16 protein-coding genes and 1 pseudogene are annotated in these 21134 nt (G+C 72.7%); 8 read left to right on the top strand and 9 right to left on the bottom strand.

Features of this window, described 5'->3' with window-relative positions:
* Window positions 1–58: 58 nt before the first annotated feature.
* Complete coding sequence (locus ACWV17_RS02475; RefSeq protein WP_455352107.1) at window positions 59–1888, bottom strand: PKD domain-containing protein; 1830 nt, start codon at window positions 1886–1888, stop codon at window positions 59–61.
* Between the two features lie 166 nt (window positions 1889–2054).
* Window positions 2055–4979 carry an ATP-binding protein gene (locus ACWV17_RS02470; RefSeq protein WP_455358284.1) on the bottom strand — a complete coding sequence of 975 codons (2925 nt, stop codon included), beginning with the start codon at window positions 4977–4979 and terminating at the stop codon, window positions 2055–2057.
* Between the two features lie 267 nt (window positions 4980–5246).
* Between ACWV17_RS02470 and ACWV17_RS02465 the strand changes: the two are divergent.
* The 5 genes and pseudogenes from ACWV17_RS02465 to ACWV17_RS02445 all read left to right on the top strand — a co-directional run.
* Window positions 5247–5357 (top strand): annotated as a pseudogene (locus ACWV17_RS02465) (IS5/IS1182 family transposase); the annotation flags it as partial.
* A 174-nt stretch (window positions 5358–5531) separates the two neighbouring features.
* Window positions 5532–6050: a nuclear transport factor 2 family protein gene (locus ACWV17_RS02460; RefSeq protein ID WP_455358283.1), complete on the top strand. Its 519-nt coding sequence runs from the start codon at window positions 5532–5534 to the stop codon at window positions 6048–6050.
* Window positions 6047–6883 carry an SDR family NAD(P)-dependent oxidoreductase gene (locus ACWV17_RS02455; RefSeq protein ID WP_455358282.1) on the top strand — a complete coding sequence of 279 codons (837 nt, stop codon included), beginning with the start codon at window positions 6047–6049 and terminating at the stop codon, window positions 6881–6883. Before ACWV17_RS02460 ends, ACWV17_RS02455 begins: the two co-directional genes overlap by 4 nt.
* A gap of 69 nt (window positions 6884–6952) precedes the next feature.
* Complete coding sequence (locus ACWV17_RS02450) at window positions 6953–7744, top strand: inositol monophosphatase family protein (RefSeq protein WP_455358281.1); 792 nt, start codon at window positions 6953–6955, stop codon at window positions 7742–7744.
* A 34-nt stretch (window positions 7745–7778) separates the two neighbouring features.
* Window positions 7779–8231: a protein kilB gene (locus ACWV17_RS02445; protein ID WP_455358280.1), complete on the top strand. Its 453-nt coding sequence runs from the start codon at window positions 7779–7781 to the stop codon at window positions 8229–8231.
* Between the two features lie 47 nt (window positions 8232–8278).
* On the opposite strand, the gene ACWV17_RS02440 is transcribed toward ACWV17_RS02445, so the two are convergent.
* From ACWV17_RS02440 to ACWV17_RS02430, 3 genes are all read right to left on the bottom strand, one after another.
* A complete protein-coding gene (locus tag ACWV17_RS02440; protein WP_455358279.1) occupies window positions 8279–8851 on the bottom strand; it encodes an O-methyltransferase in 573 nt (190 codons plus the stop codon).
* A gap of 99 nt (window positions 8852–8950) precedes the next feature.
* Window positions 8951–9328: a PPOX class F420-dependent oxidoreductase gene (locus ACWV17_RS02435; RefSeq protein ID WP_455352114.1), complete on the bottom strand. Its 378-nt coding sequence runs from the start codon at window positions 9326–9328 to the stop codon at window positions 8951–8953.
* A gap of 109 nt (window positions 9329–9437) precedes the next feature.
* Window positions 9438–9920 (bottom strand): DUF456 domain-containing protein, encoded by a 483-nt coding sequence (locus ACWV17_RS02430; protein ID WP_455358278.1) that lies wholly within the window; start codon window positions 9918–9920, stop codon window positions 9438–9440.
* A gap of 128 nt (window positions 9921–10048) precedes the next feature.
* Between ACWV17_RS02430 and ACWV17_RS02425 the strand changes: the two genes are divergently transcribed.
* Together ACWV17_RS02425 and ACWV17_RS02420 are read left to right on the top strand one after the other, a co-directional pair.
* A complete protein-coding gene (locus ACWV17_RS02425; RefSeq protein WP_455358277.1) occupies window positions 10049–11668 on the top strand; it encodes a protein phosphatase 2C domain-containing protein in 1620 nt (539 codons plus the stop codon).
* A 75-nt stretch (window positions 11669–11743) separates the two neighbouring features.
* Window positions 11744–13486, top strand: coding sequence for a pyruvate dehydrogenase (locus ACWV17_RS02420; RefSeq protein ID WP_455358276.1), 1743 nt, complete (start codon window positions 11744–11746; stop codon window positions 13484–13486).
* A gap of 91 nt (window positions 13487–13577) precedes the next feature.
* On the opposite strand, the gene ACWV17_RS02415 is transcribed toward ACWV17_RS02420, so the two are convergent.
* Window positions 13578–14627, bottom strand: a complete 1050-nt coding sequence (locus tag ACWV17_RS02415; protein WP_455352118.1) for a DUF2637 domain-containing protein — start codon at window positions 14625–14627, stop codon at window positions 13578–13580.
* 202 nt (window positions 14628–14829) lie between these two features.
* Window positions 14830–15708: a (2Fe-2S)-binding protein gene (locus tag ACWV17_RS02410; RefSeq protein WP_455358275.1), complete on the bottom strand. Its 879-nt coding sequence runs from the start codon at window positions 15706–15708 to the stop codon at window positions 14830–14832.
* A gap of 184 nt (window positions 15709–15892) precedes the next feature.
* On the opposite strand from ACWV17_RS02410, the gene ACWV17_RS02405 reads away from it, so the two are divergent.
* On the top strand, window positions 15893–16624 hold the full coding sequence (locus ACWV17_RS02405; RefSeq protein ID WP_455358274.1) for a GntR family transcriptional regulator: 732 nt from the start codon (window positions 15893–15895) through the stop codon (window positions 16622–16624).
* 1617 nt (window positions 16625–18241) lie between these two features.
* Here the strand turns inward: ACWV17_RS02405 and ACWV17_RS02400 are convergent.
* Window positions 18242–19012, bottom strand: coding sequence for a hypothetical protein (locus tag ACWV17_RS02400; protein ID WP_455352121.1), 771 nt, complete (start codon window positions 19010–19012; stop codon window positions 18242–18244).
* Window positions 19013–19246: 234 nt separating this feature from the next.
* Window positions 19247–20914 (bottom strand): PucR family transcriptional regulator, encoded by a 1668-nt coding sequence (locus tag ACWV17_RS02395; RefSeq protein ID WP_455358273.1) that lies wholly within the window; start codon window positions 20912–20914, stop codon window positions 19247–19249.
* Window positions 20915–21134 lie beyond the last annotated feature (220 nt).

Genomic DNA, 21134 nt, shown 5'->3' with positions numbered 1-21134 from the left:
CTTCAGCGTTCGGCGGTAGCAATCCGGAGGGGGTACGGGGTAATTGCCGGACGCCGGTTCAGGGGACTCGTACGGGCCTGGTCTCGGAGTCCGTGGCGCCCTCGTCGTCCGTCACCGTCAGGGTCACGCTGTAGGTGCCGGCGGCACCGTAGATGTGGTCGGCTTGGGCACCGCTGCCGGTGCTGCCGTCACCGAAGTCCCAGGCGTAGGAGCTGATCGAGCCGTCCGCGTCGGACGAGTCCGCCCCGTCGAACTTGCAGAAGCGAGTGCCGACCACGTTGCGGCAGTCGGCCGTGAAGGCCGCGGTGGGTGCCTGGTTCGGTCCCACCCGGACCGTCTTCGTGGTGGATCCGGTGGCCCCCTTGTCGTCGGTGACAGTCAGCTTGACGGTGAAGGCGCCCTTCTCGGCGTAGGTGTGGGCCGCGGTCCTGCCGGTGGCGGTGGTGCCGTCGCCGAAGTCCCACTCCCACGTCTTCACGCTGCCGTCCGGGTCCGAGGAGCCGCCGCCGTCGAAGGTGCAGTCGAGCGTGACGTCGTCGCAGCTGTGGGTGTAGGAGGCGGTGGGGCGCCGGTTGCCGTCCTGGGCGGGCGGGAACTCCTGCGGGTCGCCGACATCGAGCAGAGGTTCCTGCGTGCCGTCGCCGGAGTCGTCCCTCCAGTCGGTGTTGCCGTGGTCCGCGAGGTACTGGTAGAGGGCGTGCACCTCGTCCCGGTTGGCGGGCTTGTCGACCATGGCGAGGAGCGCCGCGGCGCCGGTGACATGCGGGGCGGCCATCGACGTGCCGCTGTAGTTCCGGTTGTATCCGCCGTCCTTGAACGTCGAGTGGATGCAGACTCCGGGTGCTGTGATGCCCACCTTGGAACCCCAGTTGGAGAAGTCGGCGAGCGTGTCGTCCTGGTCGGAGCGGCAGGCGGGCGCCCCGCCGCTGCCTCCCGGCTTGCCGTCGGAGTCGGCGAGGGCCGAGACGGTCAGGGCGTCGCGGAACTTGGCGGGGGCGCTGGTGGTGGCGTCCTTGTCGTCGTTGCCGGCGGAGACGATGAGCGGTACGCCCTTGCCGACGAGGTTCTGTACGGCGGTTCCGAGTGCCGCCGGCTCACCGCTGCCGCCGATGGAGGAGTTGACCACGTCGATGGTGCCGGAGCGGGCGGCGATGTAGTCGTAGCCGGCGATGATCCAGGACCACTGACCCTGGTTGTTGTCGCCGAGCACCTTCACCGCGTGGAGCCGTGCGCCGGGTGCCACGCCGACCACGCCGGTGCCGTTGTCGATCGCGGCGGCGGTGCCGGCGACGTGGGAGCCGTGTCCGTTGCCGTCATCGCCCTGGTTCTCCCGGCAGGTGCCGGACGTGCAGTCCGTGCGGGAGGCGACATTGAGGTCGGGATGGTCGAAGTCGATGCCGGAGTCGGTGATGGCGATGTCCACGTCCATGCGGACGTCGTCCTGGCCGTCGATGTCGAGATTCGGATTCTGGTCGGCGAAGATCCGCCTGATGCCGGTCGGTATCTCCTGCGCGGCGGCGCTCGGCCCGTCGGCGTTCAGGTAGGCGCGGTTGGCGGCGACGTGGACCTCCAACGCCCTTACGACGCCGTCCCGTTCGACGGCAAGCACCTGAGGCAGCGACCGCAGTGCCGGTACGGCGGCGTCCGGCAGGGTCATGGAATAGCCTTTGAGGACGTGCCGGTAGACACCGTGAACCGTGCCGCCGAACTCCTCGGCGTGGTCCGCGGCGAAGTCCTCGGGATGAGCGACCTTGCCGTTCAGCGTGATGATGTACGTGCTCGTGGACGCGGTGGCGGACTGGTCGGCGCCGGCGGCGCCGGGCGCGGTCAGCGCGAGAACCACCGCGCTCAGCCCCAGTCCTGCAGTGAGCTTCGTCTTTCCTCGCATGCCGGTACCACTCCTTGGGAGCCGGATGGCTGGGTGGAGTCCGGTACCGGCGACGTGGGAGAGCCGGTACCGGACGTGCGTGCGGCCGCCGTCAGACGATCTCCGTCACGGCAAGCCGCTGCAACCCGGAGGGGATACGGGCTAATTGGGGACGGGGGATGCCGGCTCAGTGAGCAGGGACCGGGAGCCCGGCCAGTGCAGGATGATCGGCGCTGAGCGCCTCCCGGGAGGCGACGCCGAGTTTGCGCAGCGCGTGCGCCAAGTGCTCCTCGACCGTACGTGGCGACAGGAACAGCGCCTCTGCGATCTCCCGGTTCGTGCCGCCGGCCGCGGCCAGGGCCGCCACTTCCCGCTCCCGCGGGGAGAGTTCGGAGCCGTAGCCCTTGCGTCCGCGCCGATGCGGCGCGCTCATCCCGTACTCACGCAGCAGCCGCCGGCAGCGGGCCGCGTCCCATCCGGCGTCCATCGACCGGTACGCGGCCAGCGCGGTGGTGAGTCCTACGTCGCCGGTGTCACCGGCGGCCAGCGCGCAGCGAGCCACGCCCTCGAGCGCCCGGGCAGCGGCGTACGGAGAGCCCATGGCCCGGCTCGCCGCCTCCGCGGCGCCGTAATGGGCGCCTGCCTTGACGAACGCGCCGCCCGTCTCGGCGAGCACACCACGGCAGAGATGGACCGCCACCGTGGCGGCGGGGGCCTTCCGGCCGTGGATGCCATCGACGAACTCCGTGAGCAGTTCGTGCGCCCGCTGCCGGCGGCCGGTCCGGGCGAGCGCTTCGACGGCGGCGGGTGCCACCGCGGCGGCCCAGACCCAGATTCCCTTGTTCCGCACGCCGTCCAGCAGCGGGGCCACCTCCTCCCAGGCCCCCTGCGGGTTTCCGCGGGAGAGGAGCAGCCGGGCCAGGGCGCCCCGGGCGGCGGGCAGCACGGGGACGGCTCCCTGCTGCCGACATGCGTCGGCGGCGGCCCGCAGATGGCGTTCCGCGCCGGTGAGTTCGCCACGGGCGAGCGCCAGCAGCCCGAGTACCAGGACCGCCTCCGCCTCGAGCTCCGGAACATCGGCCAGGACCGCCCGGGTGCGCAGGGCCCGCAGGTCCAGGCCCTGCCACAGGCCGAGCTCCCAGTCCAGGAGCAGCCGGGTGGAGTGGGTGAGACCGGCCACGTAGGCGGCGTCGGTGTCGGCGAGCAGGCGCACGCTCCGGTCAAGGTACTCCCCGGCCGCGGCCAGCCGGCCCGTGCCCGCGGCGGCGTGCGCCAGGTTGTTGAACGCCCGTGCCAGATCGCGGCGTTGGGTCGGGTCTGTCGCCGACACAGGAAGCCGGCGCACCGCATCGAGGGCCTTGCGGTCGCCGGTGTGCATCAGGGCGACGGCGTAGCTGCCGGCCGCGTTGATGGTGGCCACGGGGTCGTCGAGGCGTGCCGCCGTGGCGATGGCCTCCTCGGCCCAGGCGAGATGGTCGGTGAGGTGTCCCCCCGCCAGGTACGTGGGCACGGCGAGCGATGCCAGGGCGCGTGCGGCCATACGCGGGCGGCGGCGCAGCGCGGGGACGGCGGCGGCGATCTCGCCCAGACCTTCGAGACCCGCTCCGGTCTGGTTGCGCAGCAGCAGGCCGAGCCGGTAGCGCAGTTCCCCCCGCACACCCTTCGGCATTCTTTCCTCCGCCAGGGTCCGGCGCAGCGCGACGACCGTCTCGGCGTGGTCCAGGCCGGTCACCGCGGCCTGTCCCAGCTTGACCGCGAGCCGCACCCGGGTCGCGGACGGCAGCTCGGCGGACGCGAGGACTTGCTGCAGCAGGCGAGTGGCGGCGGCGTCGTCCCCCATCGCGGACGCACGGCCGGCGGCCGTCTCCGCGTAGCGCGTCCACGCCTGATGACGTCCTGCCTGCCGGCAGTGGTGAGCGAGCTGGACATAGGGCAGCGGAGCGACCCCGCGTTCCAGCTCACGGGCGGCCCGATGGTGCAGGCGCCTTCGCTCGTGCGGCGGGAGCGAGTCGTACGCCGCTTGCTGAGCCAGCGCGTGCCGGAATCCGTAGCGCCCGGCGCCCTGTTCGTGCAGCAGCGCCTGGGCGAGAGCACGCGACAGCGCACCGCCGGCCCGCTCCGTCGACAGCCCCGCGACCGACCCGAGCAGGGTCTCCGTCGCGGGCAGGCGAAGGACGGCCGCCGCGGCGACGAGCAGACGGACGTCGGCCGGGGTGTGCGCGAGCTGTTCCAGCACGGCGTTGCGCAGCGCCGCCGGGACGCCGAGCCCCTCGATGGTCAGCTTGGCCCGGCGGCGGTCGCTCCGTGCGAGGGCCCGCTGGTCGGGCATGAGCCGCAGCAGCTCCTCGACGGCGAACGGGACGCCCATGGTGTGCTCACGCAGATACGCGGCGAACTCGCCGGACACGTCTGGTGTGGCCAGGATCTCCGCCGCCATCGTGTGGACCTGGGACCGGCTCAGCGGTCCCAGGGTCAGTTCCGTCAGGGCGACGTGCCGCGGGAGGCGGACCGACGTGACGAACGATCTCGCCGGGCTGGGGGAATCGTGCCGGTAGGTGAGCACCAGGGTGAGCTGGTCCGGCATCTCGCTGACGAGGAAGCGGAGCAAATCGCAGGTGCCGCCGTCCACCCAGTGCAGGTCCTCTACGACCAGGACGGCAGGACCGATCGCGCGCAGCGTCTCCACGACGGCACGCAGGACGCGGTAGCGCTCGGCACCGGGATCGCCCAGCGGCTCCGGTGTGGGCGGCAGTTGCGCCGACAGCTCCGGCAGCAGCGGCCTGAGCGCTCCGGTCACCGGATTCAGCCGCTGCCGGTTCGGCAGGACGCCGCCGACCCGGCGCAGGGCGTCCACAACCGGTGCGATGGGCAGCGGCTCACGCAGGTGGAAGCAGTGTCCGACCAGGGTGGTCGTCCCGGCGAGCGCCGGGACGCCCAACGCGTCGGCCACGAGCCGGGTCTTGCCCATCCCCGCCTCCCCGGCGACGAGGACCACCGCGGGCGGTGCCAGCGACTGCTGCACCAGGGTCCGCAACTCCCTGTCACGGCCGATCAACGAGGGGGAGACCAGGTGCACGGGCGAGACGGGCTGCCTGTTCCGGCCGATCGACATGCCACCACCTGTGGGCCGAGTCGGAGCCACCGAGCGGGATTCCGCAACCCCGCTCCCGGCACTTGACCGTGCACGTCACCGCCCGTGGGACGGAGGGGGAGAGCCACTCCACGGGACAGATCGGTGGGTCGAAGGTAGACACGCCCGACGGTCTCGTCAACGTCGCTTCCTGGCCAGAATGGGACCGGCGGCGGCCGCCCCTCCGGCGACGCACGTGGGACCCCGCCGCCGCGCCCCCGGCTCAGCGCGCGCCGAGCTCGGCGACAAGCCCGCATGAAGAGCTGGAAGATCCTCCGCGACTGCCGTTTGAAGGGGGACGGCGTCCACCACGCGATCCGCGGAATCGCCCGCCTGCACAACCTCGCCCTCGCTGGTTAAGCGAGCAGATCAGACAGCAGCCGGTCACGGTCGCACTGACTCGAGGATCTTTATGGGACAACCCTTAGGCCGGATATCCGCTTCTCCCGCTGACCGGGAACCCGCCCTGGCCTGCGCCCGCGCCTGCCGCCTAGCGTCGCCGCCACTCCATCCGTCCGCCGAGAGGAGCCGGCCATGCCGTCCGAGTCCGCCGCCCCGCCGAGCCCGAGCCTTGCCGAGCGCGTCGCCCGTCTGGAGGCGCGGCAGGAGATCGAGGAGCTGAAGTACCGCTACCTGCGCGCCTGCGACCACAAGGACCCCGAGGAGTTCCGCGCCTGCTTCATCCGCGAGGGCGCCGACATCGACTACGGCGAACTGGGCACCTTCGCCACCGTCGACGACCTCGTCACCCTCTTCAGACGGATCGCGCTGGCCCGCGGCGGCGAGAGCCACATCGTCCTGGACATGCACCACGGCCTGCACCCGCAGATCACCTTCCGCTCCCTCTCCGAGGCGAGTGGCCGCTGGACGCTGCGCTTCCGGCAGCTCAACCGCGCCGAGGAGACCGAGCGGGTGCTGTGCGGCGAGTACGACGACCGGTACGTCGTCGAGGACGGCGCATGGCGTCTGGCCAAGCACCACTTCCGCACCCTGTGGTCGCTGACCCGCCCGCTGCCCAAGGGGTACGCCGTCGACGAGCGAGGGCTTCAGTGACCGACGAGACCGCGGCCCGCGTCGCGCTGGTCACCGGCACCGGCAAGGGCGTCGGCCGGGGCATCGCCACCGCGCTCGGCGCGCACGGCTGGACCGTATACGTCACCGGCCGGGGCGAGCCGGGCCCGGGCAGCCCGCAGGCGGAGACCGTCCACCGGATCACCGAGGCCGGCGGCGAGGGCGTCGGCCTGCGCTGCGACCACCGCGACGACGCGCAGGTCGAGGTGCTGATCGCGCGGATCACGAGCGAGCGGGGCCGGCTGGACCTGCTGGTCAACAACGTGTGGGCGGCGCCCGACGGCATGGCCGGGTTCGAGGAGCCGTTCTGGACCCGGCCCGTCTCCGACTGGGAACCGCTGGTCGGCATCGGGCTGCGCGCCCACTACGTCGCCTCGGTGCACGCGGCCCGGCACATGGTGGCCCGCGGCAGCGGACTGATCGTGAACATCTCCTCGTTCGGCGCCCGCGCCCCGCTGCACTCGGTGCTCTACGGCATCTCCAAGGCGGGCCTGGACAAGATGGCCGCCGACATGGCGCACGAGCTGCGCGCGGCGGGGGTGTCGGCTCTCTCCCTCTGGCCCGGGCTGGTGCGCACGGACGGGCTGGTCGAGGCCGGTGTGGAGGAGGTGGCCGGGTTCAAGCTGGCGGACGCCGAGTCGCCCGAGTTCGTCGGCTCCGTCATCGCCCGCCTCGCGGACGACACCTGGCTGCCCGAGCGCAGCGGGCACACGCACGTCGTCGCCGAACTCGCCGAGGAGTACGGCCTGACCGAGCCGGACGGCCGGCGCGCCGCCTCACACCGCGCGGCCTTCGGCGGCGGCCCGCTGTACTGACGGCCGACCGGCCCCACCGCACTGGCAGGCGAAGATCTGAGCCTCTCTGCCGCCGATATCCTGCGTGACGTGATCAACTCGTATGCGGGCCTTGACGATGCTGAGGTCGCGATAGCTGCGGCACGTGCCGGCGCGGACGTCGTGCGCGACATGTACGGCCGGCGACTCGCCCGCACCGACAAGGGCGCCGGGGACTTCGCCACCGCCGCCGATGTTGAGGCCGAGGAGACGATCCTCAGCATCATCCATGCTGCCCGGCCCGACGACGCTGTGCTGGGCGAAGAGGGCGGGCAGCAGGGTGCCGCGGAGGCCGCGCGCCAGTGGCTGGTGGATCCCCTGTGCGGCACGCTGAACTACGCCGTCGGCAACAAGCTCGTGGCCGTCAACGTGGCGCTGCGCGGCAGTGCGGCCGCGGTGGCCGACCCCTTCAGCGACGAGATCTTCTTCACCGATGGTGAGACCGCCTGGGTGCGACGCGATGGTGCCGATGCCCAGCTGGCGCCCACATCTGCCACCCAACTCGTGGATGTCAATCTGGATCCGCCGTTTCCCAGCGCGCCCGGCTTCCGGGCTGTGGACCTGCTGGCCCAGCACCGGTTCGTGGAACGGTTCCGGCCCCGGGTCGTGTCCACGACTCTGGCGTTGGCCTGGGTCGCCGCGGGCAAGCGCGCCGCATACGTCACGGATGGCGGCGACCTGTCCGGGAGCGTGCATTTCGCTGCCGGCATCGCTCTGTGCCAGGCCGCCGGCTGCGTAGTCACCGGGATCGACGGCGGCCCGATCGGACAGGCGGGCCGCGGACTTGTGGCGGCCGCGGACGGCGAAACCCACCAGCTGCTGATGTCGATGATCCGTAGCTGAAGCTTCACTACTGCTGTCCAAGGAGGACTTCGCGATGTGGCCCAGCATCATTGCCGTGGTCGGCACACTGCTCGGGGGCGCGCTCACCGGGCTGCTTCAGATCAAGAGTGCGCGGATCGCTCAGCAGGCTGCCCGTGCTGACCAGAGGGCCGAAGCACTGCGGAGGGCGCTGGGCGAATTGGTGGCCGCCCTGGGCGACCACCGACGGGCCATGTGGCATCGCCAAGTCCTGTGTTTGGACGGCGCGAGCGAGGAAGCCATCGAGGCGGCCCGCACGGCTTCCCGCGCCACGCGCTCGGCCGTAACCGGCCCACTGGTCGCGGTCTCTGTCCTGGAACAGGCCCTTGCTGAGCCGGCTCGCCGGGCTGCCCTGGCCGCGTTCAACCTGCGGAACGCCACCAACCACGCCGACCTGGCCTCCTGCCGCGAGGCCGCCATCGCAGCGGCTGAGGAACTGGTCGCCGCCGCCGGCCGAGCCATGGCCTGACTTCTTTCTGGCTAGGGCCTGTCCGGCCCTGATCCGCCGGACAGGCCCTAGAGGCGGCGTGCCGCAACAACCGCTGAACTGGTGGGTGTTGTGAGTATTTCAGTGGCGTCCAGGGCTGGATGAGTGAGGTAGAACAGGCGGAGCTCATCCACTTCGCCACCGAAACGAGGCGGCCAATGGGGCGATGGGGTGAAGTCGTCCAGGATAAGAAGGCCACCGGGAGCGAGCAACCCGACGACCCCCTCGGGGTCGTCACGCTTGCCTCCGCCGTCGCAGAAGAAGACATCGAAGGGGGCGTGCTGCTCAAGCAGCCGCCAGTCCCCAGCAAGGACGCTGACGCGGTCGTCGTCCCCGAAGACACCGGCCGCTCGACGGGCCAGTTCCTCGTCACACTCCACGGTAACCAGGCGGGCACCGGCGCCAAGCCCACTGTGCAGCCAGGCGGTGCCCACGCCCGAGCCGGTGCCGCTCTCCGCAATGACTCCGTGGGGTTTCGCAGCGGCGGCCAGCCTGAGCAACCTGCCCACCTCAGGGATGCAACTCTTCTTGAAACCCGCCTCGGAGGCGACACGCCCCGCGGCCACCACGCGAGGCGGAATCGCACGCTCTGCCATGATCACGAACCCTCCTTCACCGTGAGCATGACGCTATCCGCCTACAGAGGCGTCCACCAGGAGTTTCGCCCATCCAGAACCGGCAAACTTCCCGGTCAAAGCACCCTAGGGGGCGTCGCTCTCCAGGCCCCAGCTGTGGATCTTCCGCGGGTGGATGCGGATGATCTCCTCGCTGAAGTGCGGTCCCAGGCTGTGCGGGCCCGTGAGGAGTTCCGCCTCGCCGCGGATGTCGACTCCCCGCACCCGCCACGGCCTGAGGCTGACGATGTCGTCCACGACCAGGGCGACCTTCGGATTCGCCGTCAGGTTCCGCCACTTCTTCGTCTTGCCCATGGCCAGTCCGCCGACCAGGATCGTCCCGTCCTCCTGCGGGTAGAAGCCGACCGGGTTCGCCTGCGGTTGGCCCTGCGGGTCCACCGTCGCCAGTCGCCCGAGGTGCTGGGACCTGAGGTACACGCGCTCGGCCTCGCTGAATTCGGTCATACGCCCAGCCTCACACGCCTCCCGCCACTCGCGCATCGGACGCGGGACCCGGCCCGGAGGTCCTACGTCCGCGGACCGGCAGCGCGGACCCGGCGCGGACCCCGCACGTTCAGCCCGCGACCACCGCTCCGACCCAGGCCGCGAAGATCAGCAGGCAGGCGAACAGCTCCACCAGCACACTCGTCCCGATCGCCCGCATCACCGCCCGGGTGGCGGCCGCCGCCTCGCCGTGCCGGCCCAGCCGCAGCCGCTCGCAGCAGTAGATCCCGGCGATGAACCCGGGCACCGCGCCGATCACCGGCAGCAGCACGAAGCCGGCCAGCGCCCCGGCCCCGGCGAACACCGCCATCCGGCGGCTGACGCCCACCTCACCCAGCCGGCGGGGCGGCAGCAGCCACTTCACCACCTGGGTGACCAGCAGCAGCACGGTGGCGCCCACCAGCAGCCACCAGGCCGGGCCGGTCTTCACATGCAGCGACCACCACAGGAGGGCCGCCCACACCAGCCAGGTGCCGGGCACGCCGGGAACCAGCACCCCGAGCAGGCCGAGCAGCATCACCAGCCCGACCAGGAGGAGCTGCGACACGCCCATCTGACCAGCGTGCAGGACCGGACCGGGAACCGCAGGTCGCGGGCCGCCGCGGCACGCGGGGTCGCCCGACGGACTTCTTTTTCGTGCTGCCCCGTTTTCGCGTGGCCCGCGCGGTCGACAATAGGGGCATGAGTCAGCAGGGGGAGAGGTCCACCAGCGGCGAGGACGACTGGTGGAACCGGCTGTACGACGAATCCGCCCCGGACATGGCGTCCGCGCCGGGCGACACCGACACCCTGGAAGACCGCTTCAACTCGGCGGCGGGAACGGTGACTCCACCGCCCCCGCCTTCGGCCGCCCCACCCCGTCCCCGAGCCCCGTGGGAGCCTCCAGCCGCCCAACCGCCTGCCACGGCAACGGACTTCGCCGCGGCAGGCCCCGCAGCCGCGCACAACGCGCCCCCGCCGATCCCTGAACAACCACCGGAACCTTCCACCCCCCTGGCGGCCGAGGACCCGAGGGCGGCGCGGCCGGGCGCACACGCGTCACAGAGCGACGGCCCCGCAGCCCCGGCGCCGCCCGCGCCCCCGCCGCCCCCGGCCCAGGGGCCACCGGACCCGCCACCCCCGTCAGTACCGCCGAAGCCGTCGGACACCGCCGTACCGGCGGCCTCGCCGGACCCGTCGGCGCCGCCCTCCTCGGCCGGCCGGGAGGTGCCTCCCGCCCCACCGTCGACCCCGCCCCCGGTGAGCCCGCCCGCCCCGCCCCGCCCCGCCGGTGCTGCGCGCACCGGCGGTCGGCCGCGCCACGCCGCACCCGCCCCCGCGCCCCCGCCGCCCCCGCCCGTCGTCGGGTACGTCGGGGGCCGGCCGCCCACGTACGACCCCGAGCCCACCGCGTTGCCCGCCGCCGAACCGGCCACGCTGGACGACCTGGTCGCCGACACCGTGCTCGACGGCGCCCGGTACGGCACGTACACCCTGCGCGCCGTCTCCCTGCGCGGCGACTCCGCCCGCTACCGCGGCGAGCCGCGCCGCGACTCGTTGCTCACCGCTCGCTTCGGCACCGGTGAGGCCGCCCTCGTCCTGGTCGCCCTGGCCGGCGGTGCCCGCGCCGCCGAGGGCGCCCAGCCGGCCGCCGCCGACGTCTGCCGGTGGATCGGCGGGGCCGTCGGCCGCAGCCACGCCCGGCTGTCCGAGGACATAAGGGCAGGCCGGCGCGGTGACCTGAAGTCCGGGCTGCACCGGCTCACCGACCGGAGTTACGGCAAGCTGCGCGCCCGCGCCGCCGAACTGGGCCTGGAGCCGGGCGAGTACACCGCCACGCTGCGCTGCCTGCTGCTGCCCGCCGACCCGGAGTGCCGGACCCGGGTGTTCTTCGGGATCGGCGCGGGAGGCCTGTTCCGCCTCCGGGACGGCGCCTGGCAGGACATCGAGCCGCAGGTCGCGGCGGCAACCGGCGAACCCGTCGTCGGCTACGGCTCGGTGCCGAGCGAGAGCGCCGAGGGGGACCGGCTCACGATGGACCTGGGCATCACCACGGCCCCGTCGCCGTACGTCGAGAGCCTGCCGCCCCGTACGGAACCCTTCCGTTTCCGGGCGTCCGTGGCCCGTCCGGGCGACACTCTCCTGCTCTGCAGCAACGGCCTCGCCGAACCGCTGCGCGGCGAGCCCGCGCTCGCGGAGCTGCTCGCCGAGCGCTGGGCGCCGCCCGACGCGCCCGGCCTCGCGGCGTTCCTGGCGGACACGCAGCTCCGGGTGAAGGGGTACGCGGACGACCGTACGGCGGCCGCCGTCTGGGAGGCGTAAGCGGGACGCGCATGGGTTGATGGATCCGGAGATCCACCACACCGGACCAGACCAGACCGGAAGGCGCGCGCACTCATGGCCAAGCAGAACGTGGCGGAGCAGTTCGTCGACATCCTCGTCCGTGCGGGCGTACAGCGCCTGTACGGAGTCGTCGGCGACAGCCTCAACCCCATCGTCGACGCCATCCGCCGCAACTCCGCCATCGACTGGATCCACGTCAGGCACGAGGAGACCGCCGCCTTCGCGGCCGGCGCGGAGGCCCAGATCACCGGCAGGCTCGCCGCGTGCGCGGGCTCCTGCGGTCCCGGCAACCTGCACCTCATCAACGGGCTCTACGACGCGCACCGCTCCATGGCCCCGGTGCTGGCCCTCGCCTCGCACATCCCGTCGAGCGAGATCGGCCTCGCCTACTTCCAGGAGACCCACCCCGACCAGCTGTTCCGCGAGTGCAGCCACTACAGCGAGATGATCTCCAGCCCGAAGCAGATGCCCCGCCTGCTCCAGACGGCGGTCCAGCACGCGATCGGCCGCAGCGGGGTCAGCGTCGTCACCCTCCCGGGTGACATCGCCGCGCAGCCGGCTCCCGAGAAGACGGTGGAGCACGCGCTGGTCACCTCGCGCCCGACCGTCCGGCCGGGCGACGCGGAGCTCGACAAGCTGGTGCGCATGATCGACGAGGCGGACCGGGTGACCCTCTTCTGCGGCAGCGGCACGGCCGGAGCGCACACCGAAGTGATGCAGTTCGCCGAGCGGATCAAGTCACCGGTGGGGCACGCGCTGCGTGGCAAGGAATGGATCCAGTACGACAACCCGTACGACGTCGGGATGAGCGGACTGCTCGGCTACGGCGCCGCGTACGAGGCCACACACGAGTGCGACCTGCTGATCCTGCTGGGCACCGACTTCCCGTACAACGCCTTCCTCCCCGACGACGTCAAGATCGCCCAGGTGGACGTCCGCCCCGAGCATCTCGGCCGCCGCTCCAAGCTCGACCTCGCGGTGTGGGGCGACGTGCGCGAGACGCTGCGCTGTCTGATCCCGCGGGTGCGGGCCAAGGCCGACCGCAGGTTCCTGGACCGGATGCTGAAGAAGCACGCGGACGCCCTCGAAGGCGTGATCAAGGCGTACACCCGCAAGGTGGAGAAGCACGTACCGCTCCACCCCGAGTACGTGGCGTCCGTGCTGGACGAACTCGCCGACGAAGACGCGGTGTTCACCGTGGACACCGGGATGTGCAATGTCTGGGCGGCCCGCTACCTCTCCCCGAACGGCCGGCGGCGCATCATCGGCTCGTTCAGCCACGGCTCGATGGCGAACGCCCTGCCGCAGGCGATCGGCGCGCAGTTCACCGACCGAGACCGCCAGGTCATCTCGATGTCGGGCGACGGCGGATTCACCATGCTGATGGGCGACTTCCTCACCCTCGTGCAGTACGACCTGCCGGTGAAGATCGTCCTGTTCAACAACTCCTCGCTGAGCATGGTCGAGCTGGAGATGCTGGTCGCCGGGCTTCCTTCGTACGGAACGACGAACCACAACCCGGACTTCGCGGCGATCGCCCGCGCGGCCGGCGTGTACGGCGTGCGCGTGGAGAAGCCGAAGCAGCTCGCGGGCGCGCTGAAGGACGCGTTCAAGCACAAGGGCCCGGCGTTGGTGGACGTGGTCACCGACCCGAACGCGCTGTCCATCCCGCCCAGGATCAGCGCCGACATGGTGACGGGCTTCGCGCTCTCCACGAGCAAGATCGTGCTGCACGGCGGAGTGGGCCGGATGGTGCAGATGGCGCGCTCCAACCTGCGTAATGTGCCCCGCCTCTAGTGCCGGTGGGGTCCGACCGGACGGGGTACGACCGGACGGGGTACGACCGGACGGGGTGCCCGCGCGCTCATGGGGGACACCCCGCCCGGGTTCAGCCGAACTGCTGCTCCAGGTCCTTGAGTTTGCGTTCCAGGGAGTCGAGCCGAGGGAGGGTCTGGGTGTCGTCCTCGGCGGTGAGGTCGACGGTCCTGGCCTCAGAGCCGGTCGTACCGGTCACGGCCTGGAGGGAGGGCCGGGGGCGCACTGGCAGCTGTCCCGGCTCTGCTATGGCAGGGTCCGCGCCGAGCTGCGCGGGCGCGGCTCCGGGGGAGATGCCCGTCACCTCCACCTGGCGGCCGCCACCCCGGCCGAACGCCCGGTACTGCCGGCCCAGCGCCCTGATCTGCGCGCGTTCCCGCTTCTGCTGATCCCGTCGGCGGAGCCGGTTCTGCTCCTTCTCCCGCCGGTCCTCGCGGACCTCGTCGACCGCCTCGTCCAGCGTGCGTACGCCCTCCAGCAGCATCAGCGACCACGCGCCGAACGTCTCGCGGGGGGCCCGCAGCCACCGTACGATCCGGATCTGCGGCAACGGGCGGGGCACCAGGCCCTGCTCGCGCAGCGCCGCCCGGCGGGTCTGCTTGAGCGCCCGGTCGAACAGCACCGCGGCCGAGAGCGACATGCCGGCGAAGAACTGCGGGGCGCCGGCGTGGCCCAGGCCCCTGGGCGCGTGTACCCAGTTGAACCAGGCGGCCGCGCCCGCGAACGTCCACACCAGCAGGCGGGAGCCGAGGGCCGCGTCGCCGTGGCTGGCCTCGCGTACGGCGAGCACCGAGCAGAACATGGCCGCGCCGTCGAGGCCGAAGGGGACCAGGTACTCCCAGCCGCCGGTGAGGTTGAGGTTCTGCCGGCCGAAGCCGACCAGGCCGTGGAAGGAGAGCGCGGCGGCGACCGCGGCGCAGCAGAAGAGCAGCAGGTACGAGGCGGTTCCGTAGACCGCTTCCTTGCGCCGGCGGCGTTCCTCGCTGCGTTCCCAGGTGTCCTCGGCCGCGGCTTTGTCCCCGGCGCGCTTCCCGCGTGCGAGCACCGCCACCGCCGCCATGACACCCAGGAGCAACAGGGCGCCCGGAAGCAGCCAGTCCAGCGATATGTCGGTCAGTCTCATCCGGTGTCCCTTGCATCGCGTACATCGCGTCAGGCTGTTTCGGCCGCCATGGTTGCGGATTCCGGTTGGCGCTGATGAGGGTTCGGAGCAAGAGGACGCCAACGGAGTGCGGGAGCCTCCGGATAGGGCGATCTGAGTCGAACTGCCGCTCGTGCGCGGGTGGTTGAGTTCGATTTAACTCACTGCATCGAGTGGCGTGAGGCTATGCGGAGGCGGCCAGCCGGGCGATCCGGTCGGCGTCGCACGTACGCGGGCAGGTGACGCAGGTGTCCTCGGGCCGCAGCGTGTAGAAGAGGCAGCAGCTGGCCCGGTCGCGGGTGGGCAGCGCCTCGCCGTTCGGGCCGGTGAGGGTACGGAAACCGGTGGAGCCGACATACGGGGCCGTGGTGCCGGGGAGCAGCAGTTCGAGCTCGGTCATCGCGCGCTGCTCCTCGCCGAGGAGGTGCGAGATGTACCAGAGGCCCTCGACGATCTCGTCCGTCGCCATGCCCCACAGGGCGCGCCTGCCCCGCCGCATCCGCGGGCCGAAGCCCTCCAGGACCGGCCCGATGTGCTCGGCGACGGCCTCCCGCACCTCGGCGCGCAGGGCCTCCTCGTCCGCCACGATCCTGGCGCCGGGCAGTTGGCCGGCCGGGTCGCCGGGCAGGCAGGCGAAGCTCTCGACCTGGGCGGTCATCCGGCCCAGCGTGCGGTGGAAGCTGACGTTCCCGACCGGGACGCGGGGGACCCGGCGGTGCAGAAACCACGGCACCGTGACGAGCAGGCAGGCGGGCCAGGCGTACCGGTGGAACCCGAAGCTGGCGATCACGTCGGGGCGGGCCTGCTGCCCGTAGTCCTTCAGGACCTGCGCGTTGTCCCAGGCGAGGAAGGCGTCGAGAGCGGGGCCGCCGGCCGCGAGCTCGTCCGCGCCGACCCAGCCGGGGCCGCGTGGGGCGGCGGTGCCCTCGGCGGCTTCCCTGATCTGCAGCCCCGGGAAGACCTCGGCCAGCCGCGCGTACGAGTCCGCGACCGGGGAGCCGGTCGGAACAGTGGCGCGCGGGGCGCGCGTCGCTGCGCTGGGGAGCAAAGCCGGAACGGTCATGCGCGGGACCACCGAATCGCGATCGTTAGCAGGTTAGCCTTACCTTACCCGATGCGTTCGATGTTTGCCCTTACCCTCTGGGGGGCATTCCCAGAGGCCCATTTGTGACCTCGCCCGCCTATCGTGCAGGCAGGCCCCGCCGCACGTGATCGGGGCCGGACAGGACCGCCGGAGGAGGACCCGAGTGGAGCAGGCCCGAGCGCGTGACGCCGCCGCGTCGGCCGTGTCTGCCGTGCCCCGGGTGCCGGAGCAGGCCCGCGGGGAGCACACCCACGGCGAGCCGTCCGCGTCACGGCTCGTCCGGCACTCCGTGCGCGGCCAGATCCTCGACGCGCTGCGCACGGCTCTGGTGGACGGCGATCTGGCCCCCGGTGAGCTGTACTCCGCTCCGGCGCTGGGCGAACGCTTCGGCGTCTCGGCCACGCCGGTCCGCGAGGCGATGCAGCAGCTGGCCCTCGAAGGCGCGGTCGAGGTCGTGCCCAACCGCGGCTTCCGGGTGGTCCGGCGCAGTACGCGCGAACTCGCCGAGCTGGCCGAGATCCGGGCCCTGATCGAGGTCCCGGTGATGCTCGGGCTGGCCCGTACGGTGCCGGCCGAGCGCTGGGCCGAACTGCGCCCCCTCGCCGAGGCCACGGGCCTCGCGGCGGCACGGGGGGACCGCGCGGCGTACGCCGAGTCGGACCGCGCGTTCCACCGCGCGGTGCTGGCCCTCGCCGGCAACCAGCAACTGTTGCTGGTGGCGGCGGACCTGCACCGCCGCGCCCAGTGGCCCGCGTCGAGCGCCCCGCCGACCCGCCACGCGGACCTGGTCGCGGACGCGGCGGAACACTCGGCATTGCTGGAGGCCCTGATCGCCCAGGACCTCACGGTGGTGGAGTCGCTGGTACGGGAACACTTGGCGGGGTCGGAAGCCTGACCGGAGGCGGGTGCGGGTCGCCGGGGGCGGGGGGTGCGGGGGCCGGGGGTGACTGTGCCCGGGGGCGAGGCGTGGACGGGAACCCGGGGCCGCCCGGTTTGTGAGTATGGCGGGCCACGCCTGCCTGTAAAGGGCGCTCCCTACGGTCGCGTCGCTGCGCGATGGCCTTCGGCCCCCCTTGACAAGCAGCCGCGTCCCGCTGGTGCAGATGAGTGTCGGGCGGCCCCGGGGAGCGGGGCCCCACCTGAGCCCCGGGAGTGGCCCGGCTTTCGTCGGTGACCTCAGCCCGGCAGGTGGGGCAAAACCCGCACCAGGTTCGGGGGCTACGGGCCCCGGCATAGCGGCCGACGGCCGTCTGTTGGCCTACGACAACGCCCAATCCGAGGTGGGACGACGCCAAGCGGCCGAGGGGGCCCGCAGGCAGGCCATAAACCCCGGCAAATCGGGCACGATTGAGGCTCGGCGGACCCCGCATGCGGACTGATGTCGCCACACCTCGGTTCCAACGGCCTGACAGTCGCTCAGAGCCCTGTCCGGGCACTTCCGGGCCTGCCGAACTCGCCAACGCCCCACCGGCCTGTGGCCGCTTGGCCGTGGCCGGGCCCCCGCGAGAAGATGGCGGCCTGGCCACCGGCCTGCGGCCGCTGAGCGGGCCGGGCCCCCGCGAGTGGCGTCCTGCCCACCGGCCTGTGGCCGTTTGGCCGGGGCCGGGCCCATCCCGGGCCTGTCGCGCCGCCTGGCCACCCACCACCCGGTGGCCGCTGAGCCGGAGCCGGGCCCATCCCGAGCTGATGGCGCATCACCCACTACCCGGTGGCCGCTGAGCCGGGGCCGCGCCCATACCGAGGCGATCGCGCACCACCCACCACCCACCACCCGGTGGCCGCTGAGCCGGAGCCGGGCCCATCCCGAGCCGATGGCGCATCACCCACCACCCGGCGGCCGCTGAGCCGGGGCCGGCCCCTCCCGAGGCGACTGCGCATCACCCACTGCCCGGTGGCCGCTGAGCCGGGGCCGGGCCCATTCCGGAGAGACCGGGTCCCGTAACCGCCCACCGGCCTGCGGCCGGCAGCGGGCCGGGACCAACCGATCAGCAGCCCCGGGGCCCCGCTCCGGGGGCCGCCCCCTCAACAAGCAGTAGCGGTGGAGGGACGGGAGTCCAGGGTGGGCGCAGCCCATCGCGCAGCGACGCGACCGCAGGGAGCGCCCTTGACGCCCGGCCCGGAGCCGCCATCATCACCAACCGGGCGGCCCCCTCCCCGCACTGCTCGCTCCCGGGCGAGGATGCCGCCCACCCACCCACCACCCGGTGGCCGCTGAGCCGGGGCCGGGCCCATCCCGGGCCTGCCGCGCCCCGCGACCACTCACCGGCCGTCGGCCGGGGGCGGACCGGGACCAGCAGCCGGTGGATCCCCGGGGCCCGGCTCCGGGGGCCGCCCCCTCAACAAGCAGTAGCGGTGGAGGGACGGGAGTCCAGGGTGGGCGCAGCCCATCGCGCAGCGACGCGACCGTAGGGAGCGCCCTTGACGCCCGGCCTGGAGCCGCCATCATCACCGGCCGGGCGGCCCCCCACCCGCACTACCCGCCCCCGGACACGGACGTCGGCCGCACCCACCCTCACCCCGACGTGACCGCCGCCGGCGGTGTCAACTGGCCCGCCAGCCAGGTCGGGACGCCTCCCAGCAGGCGGAACAGCCGTGCCGCCTCCGCCCGCAGGCGGGCCGCCTCCGGCTCCGGTTCGGCCTCCGCCAGGGCCACCAGCGCCGGGGCCGTGCCGATCAGGAAGCCCAGCTCCTCGCGGATCCGCAGGGACTCGGCGAACCCGTGCCGCGCCTCGGCCAGTTCGCCGTCGCGCAGCGCGAGACCGGCGAGGTGGCGCCACGTGTGGGAGAGCAGCAGCACATCCCCGTGCGAGGTGGCGCCGGCGTGTGCGCGGCGGTAGGCCGCGTGGGCCGACTGCGGGGAGTCGGCGAGGTGTTCCGCGACGAGGCCGCGGCGGAAGTCCAGCAGCGGGCGGGCCCGGGAGTCGGGGGCCAGCAGCGCGGCCGCGCGGCCGAGCGCGGCACGCGCCTCGTCGGCGCGGTCGCGGATGCCCAGCACGGTGGAGGCGTACGCCAGTTGCCCGCGCTCGCACGCGGCCGCGCCGCGCTCGTCGTCGTCCCGCGCCACCGCCTCGGCCGTACGCAGCGCGTCCTCCGCCTCCGGCCAGCCCTGCTCGGTGAACAGACAGCGCTCCACCAGGAGCGAGGCGCGCTGGAGCGCGGGCCCCGCACGCGACGCGTCCGGTTCGAGCAGCGCTGCCGCATCCGTCCAACAGCCGCGCGAACGCAGCCGCCATACCGCGATCTGGACTGGATCGTCCCCCCAGACAGTTCCTGACCCGGACATGGCGGTATCCGCCACATTGCCCTCCCCAAGCGCGTCATTGAGCTGTGGGCCGAATCTCAGCACGAATTCAGGTGATCAGCCAAGGGGATGGGTGAATCAATTCACAAAGCGTCAGGTCGCAGGGCGGCCGGGGGCGGCCGGTGGCCTTCACCGTCGCCGTTCGTCGCCGTTCCTCACCGTTCGCCGTTCGCCGTTACCGCCCCCGGCCCCCGCCCCCGGCCTAAGAGCGCCCCCTCAGCTCATCCTCAGCGCCAGGAAGAAGTCGAGCTTGTCCTCCAGACGCGACAGATCACGCGCCGTCAGTTGCTCGATCCGCCCCACCCGGTACCGCAAGGTGTTGACGTGCAGATGCAGCCGGGTCGCGCAGCGCGTCCACGAACCGTCGCAGTCCAGGAACGCTTCGAGCGTCGGGATGAGTTCCGCGCGGTGGCGGCGGTCGTAGTCGCGCAGCGGGTCGAGCAGCCGGGCCGTGAACGCCCGGCGCACGTCGTCCGGCACGAACGGCAGCAGCAGCACATGCGAGGCCAGCTCGTGGTGGCCGGCCGCGCACACACGGCCCGGGCGGGCCGCCGCGACCCGGCGGGCGTGCCGCGCCTCCTCCAGGGCGCCGCGCAGACCCTCCGCCGAGTGCACCGCGGCGCTGACGCCCAGCGTCAGCCGGCCGTCGTCGCCGAGGCCGCCGGAGAGCGGCGCGCGCACCACCTCCAGCAGCGCATCGGCGTGCAGGGCGGTGTCCGGGCCGCCCTCGTCGGTGCTGAGGGCGGGCAGCGGTACGAGCGCGATGGCCTCGTCACCCGCGTGGGCCACGGCGATCCGGTCGGACGGTTCGGGGCCGGAGGCCGCCGGGTCGACCAGGATCTCCTCCAGCAGCGACTGGGCGACGGGGCCGGCGGCGATGTCGGCGCCCTCCCAGTCGACCCGGGCCACGACGACCTGCCAGTGCGGTGCCGAGCCCAGCCCGGGCAGCAGCACGGGCGCCGCGACCCGCAGGCGCGCGGCGATCTCGGCGGGCGCGGCGCCCGTCTGGACCAGCTCCAGGACCTCATGGGCGAGCCGGCGCCGTACCGTACGGGCCGCGTCGCGCCGGTCGCGCTCGACCGCGATCAGCTGGGTGACCCCCTGCAACAGGTCCAGCCGCTCGGCGGGCCAGTCACCCGCGTCCGCCTCGACGGCCAGCAGCCAGTCGGAGAGCACGCTGTCGCGCACGTCGCGGGAGGCGAGGCCCGCGCCGCGGCCGTTGCCCCGGATGGGGAACAGCGAGTACGTACTGCCGTGCAGGGAGATCCGGTGCGGGCCGCGGCGGCCGGTGCGCACGGCGGCGAGATGCTCCCCGGCGAGGGCCGCGCATACGCTGGAAGGCAGCGGCTCTCCGGCGCCCGCGATCTGCCGGCCGGTGGGGGAGAGCACCCACGCGCGCAGATCGAGGTCTGTGGTGAGGAGATCCAGCACGACTTCCGGCCCGCCGCCCGCGGGGCCAGAGGTCATCAGCCGGCGATGGCGGTCCACGACGGCGGCCAGATCCCCGGCCCGCTCCCCGGACACCTGCCGCACCACGTGCTCGGTGATGGTCGCAAAGGCGACGTCCTCGTTCACGGCGAACAGCGGCAGCCGGTTGCGGGCACAAGCGGCGACGAGATCGTCCGGAATCGCTCCCAGCTCGGCCTCGCCGGCCGCGAGCCCGGCGACTCCGGCCCCGGCGAGGATGCGTACGAATGGCTCGGAATCGCCGGCGTCACGCCGCCAGGCCAGTCCGGTCAGGACGAGTTCGCCGCCCGACAGGTACCGGCTGGGATCCCGCAGGTCAGTGGTCATCACTCCCCGGACCGTGCGGTCGAGCTCGTCCTCGCCGCCCAGCAGCCGCAGGCCCAGCGCATTGGTTTCCAGCAGTGCGCGCAGCCGCATGGTCTCGCCGCCGATCTGTCTCGATGTTGCCGTGGAACCGTGTCTGAGGCTTCCCGAGGGCTGTGTCTGGTGTGCCCCAGGGAAAACGGTGAGATTACTGATCTCCACCCTTCATACGAATCTACAAGACGAAGGAGGCGACCAGCCAACTCCTTCATGGTTTCGGTGACTGCACCCCGGGAGCTCCGGGCTTGTGTACTTGGGCCTACCGCGTTAACAA

It is taken from the genome of Streptomyces mabaensis (assembly GCF_053763515.1).
Note: the sequence above shows the minus strand (reverse complement) of the source record. Positions and strands in the feature narration are given on the sequence as shown.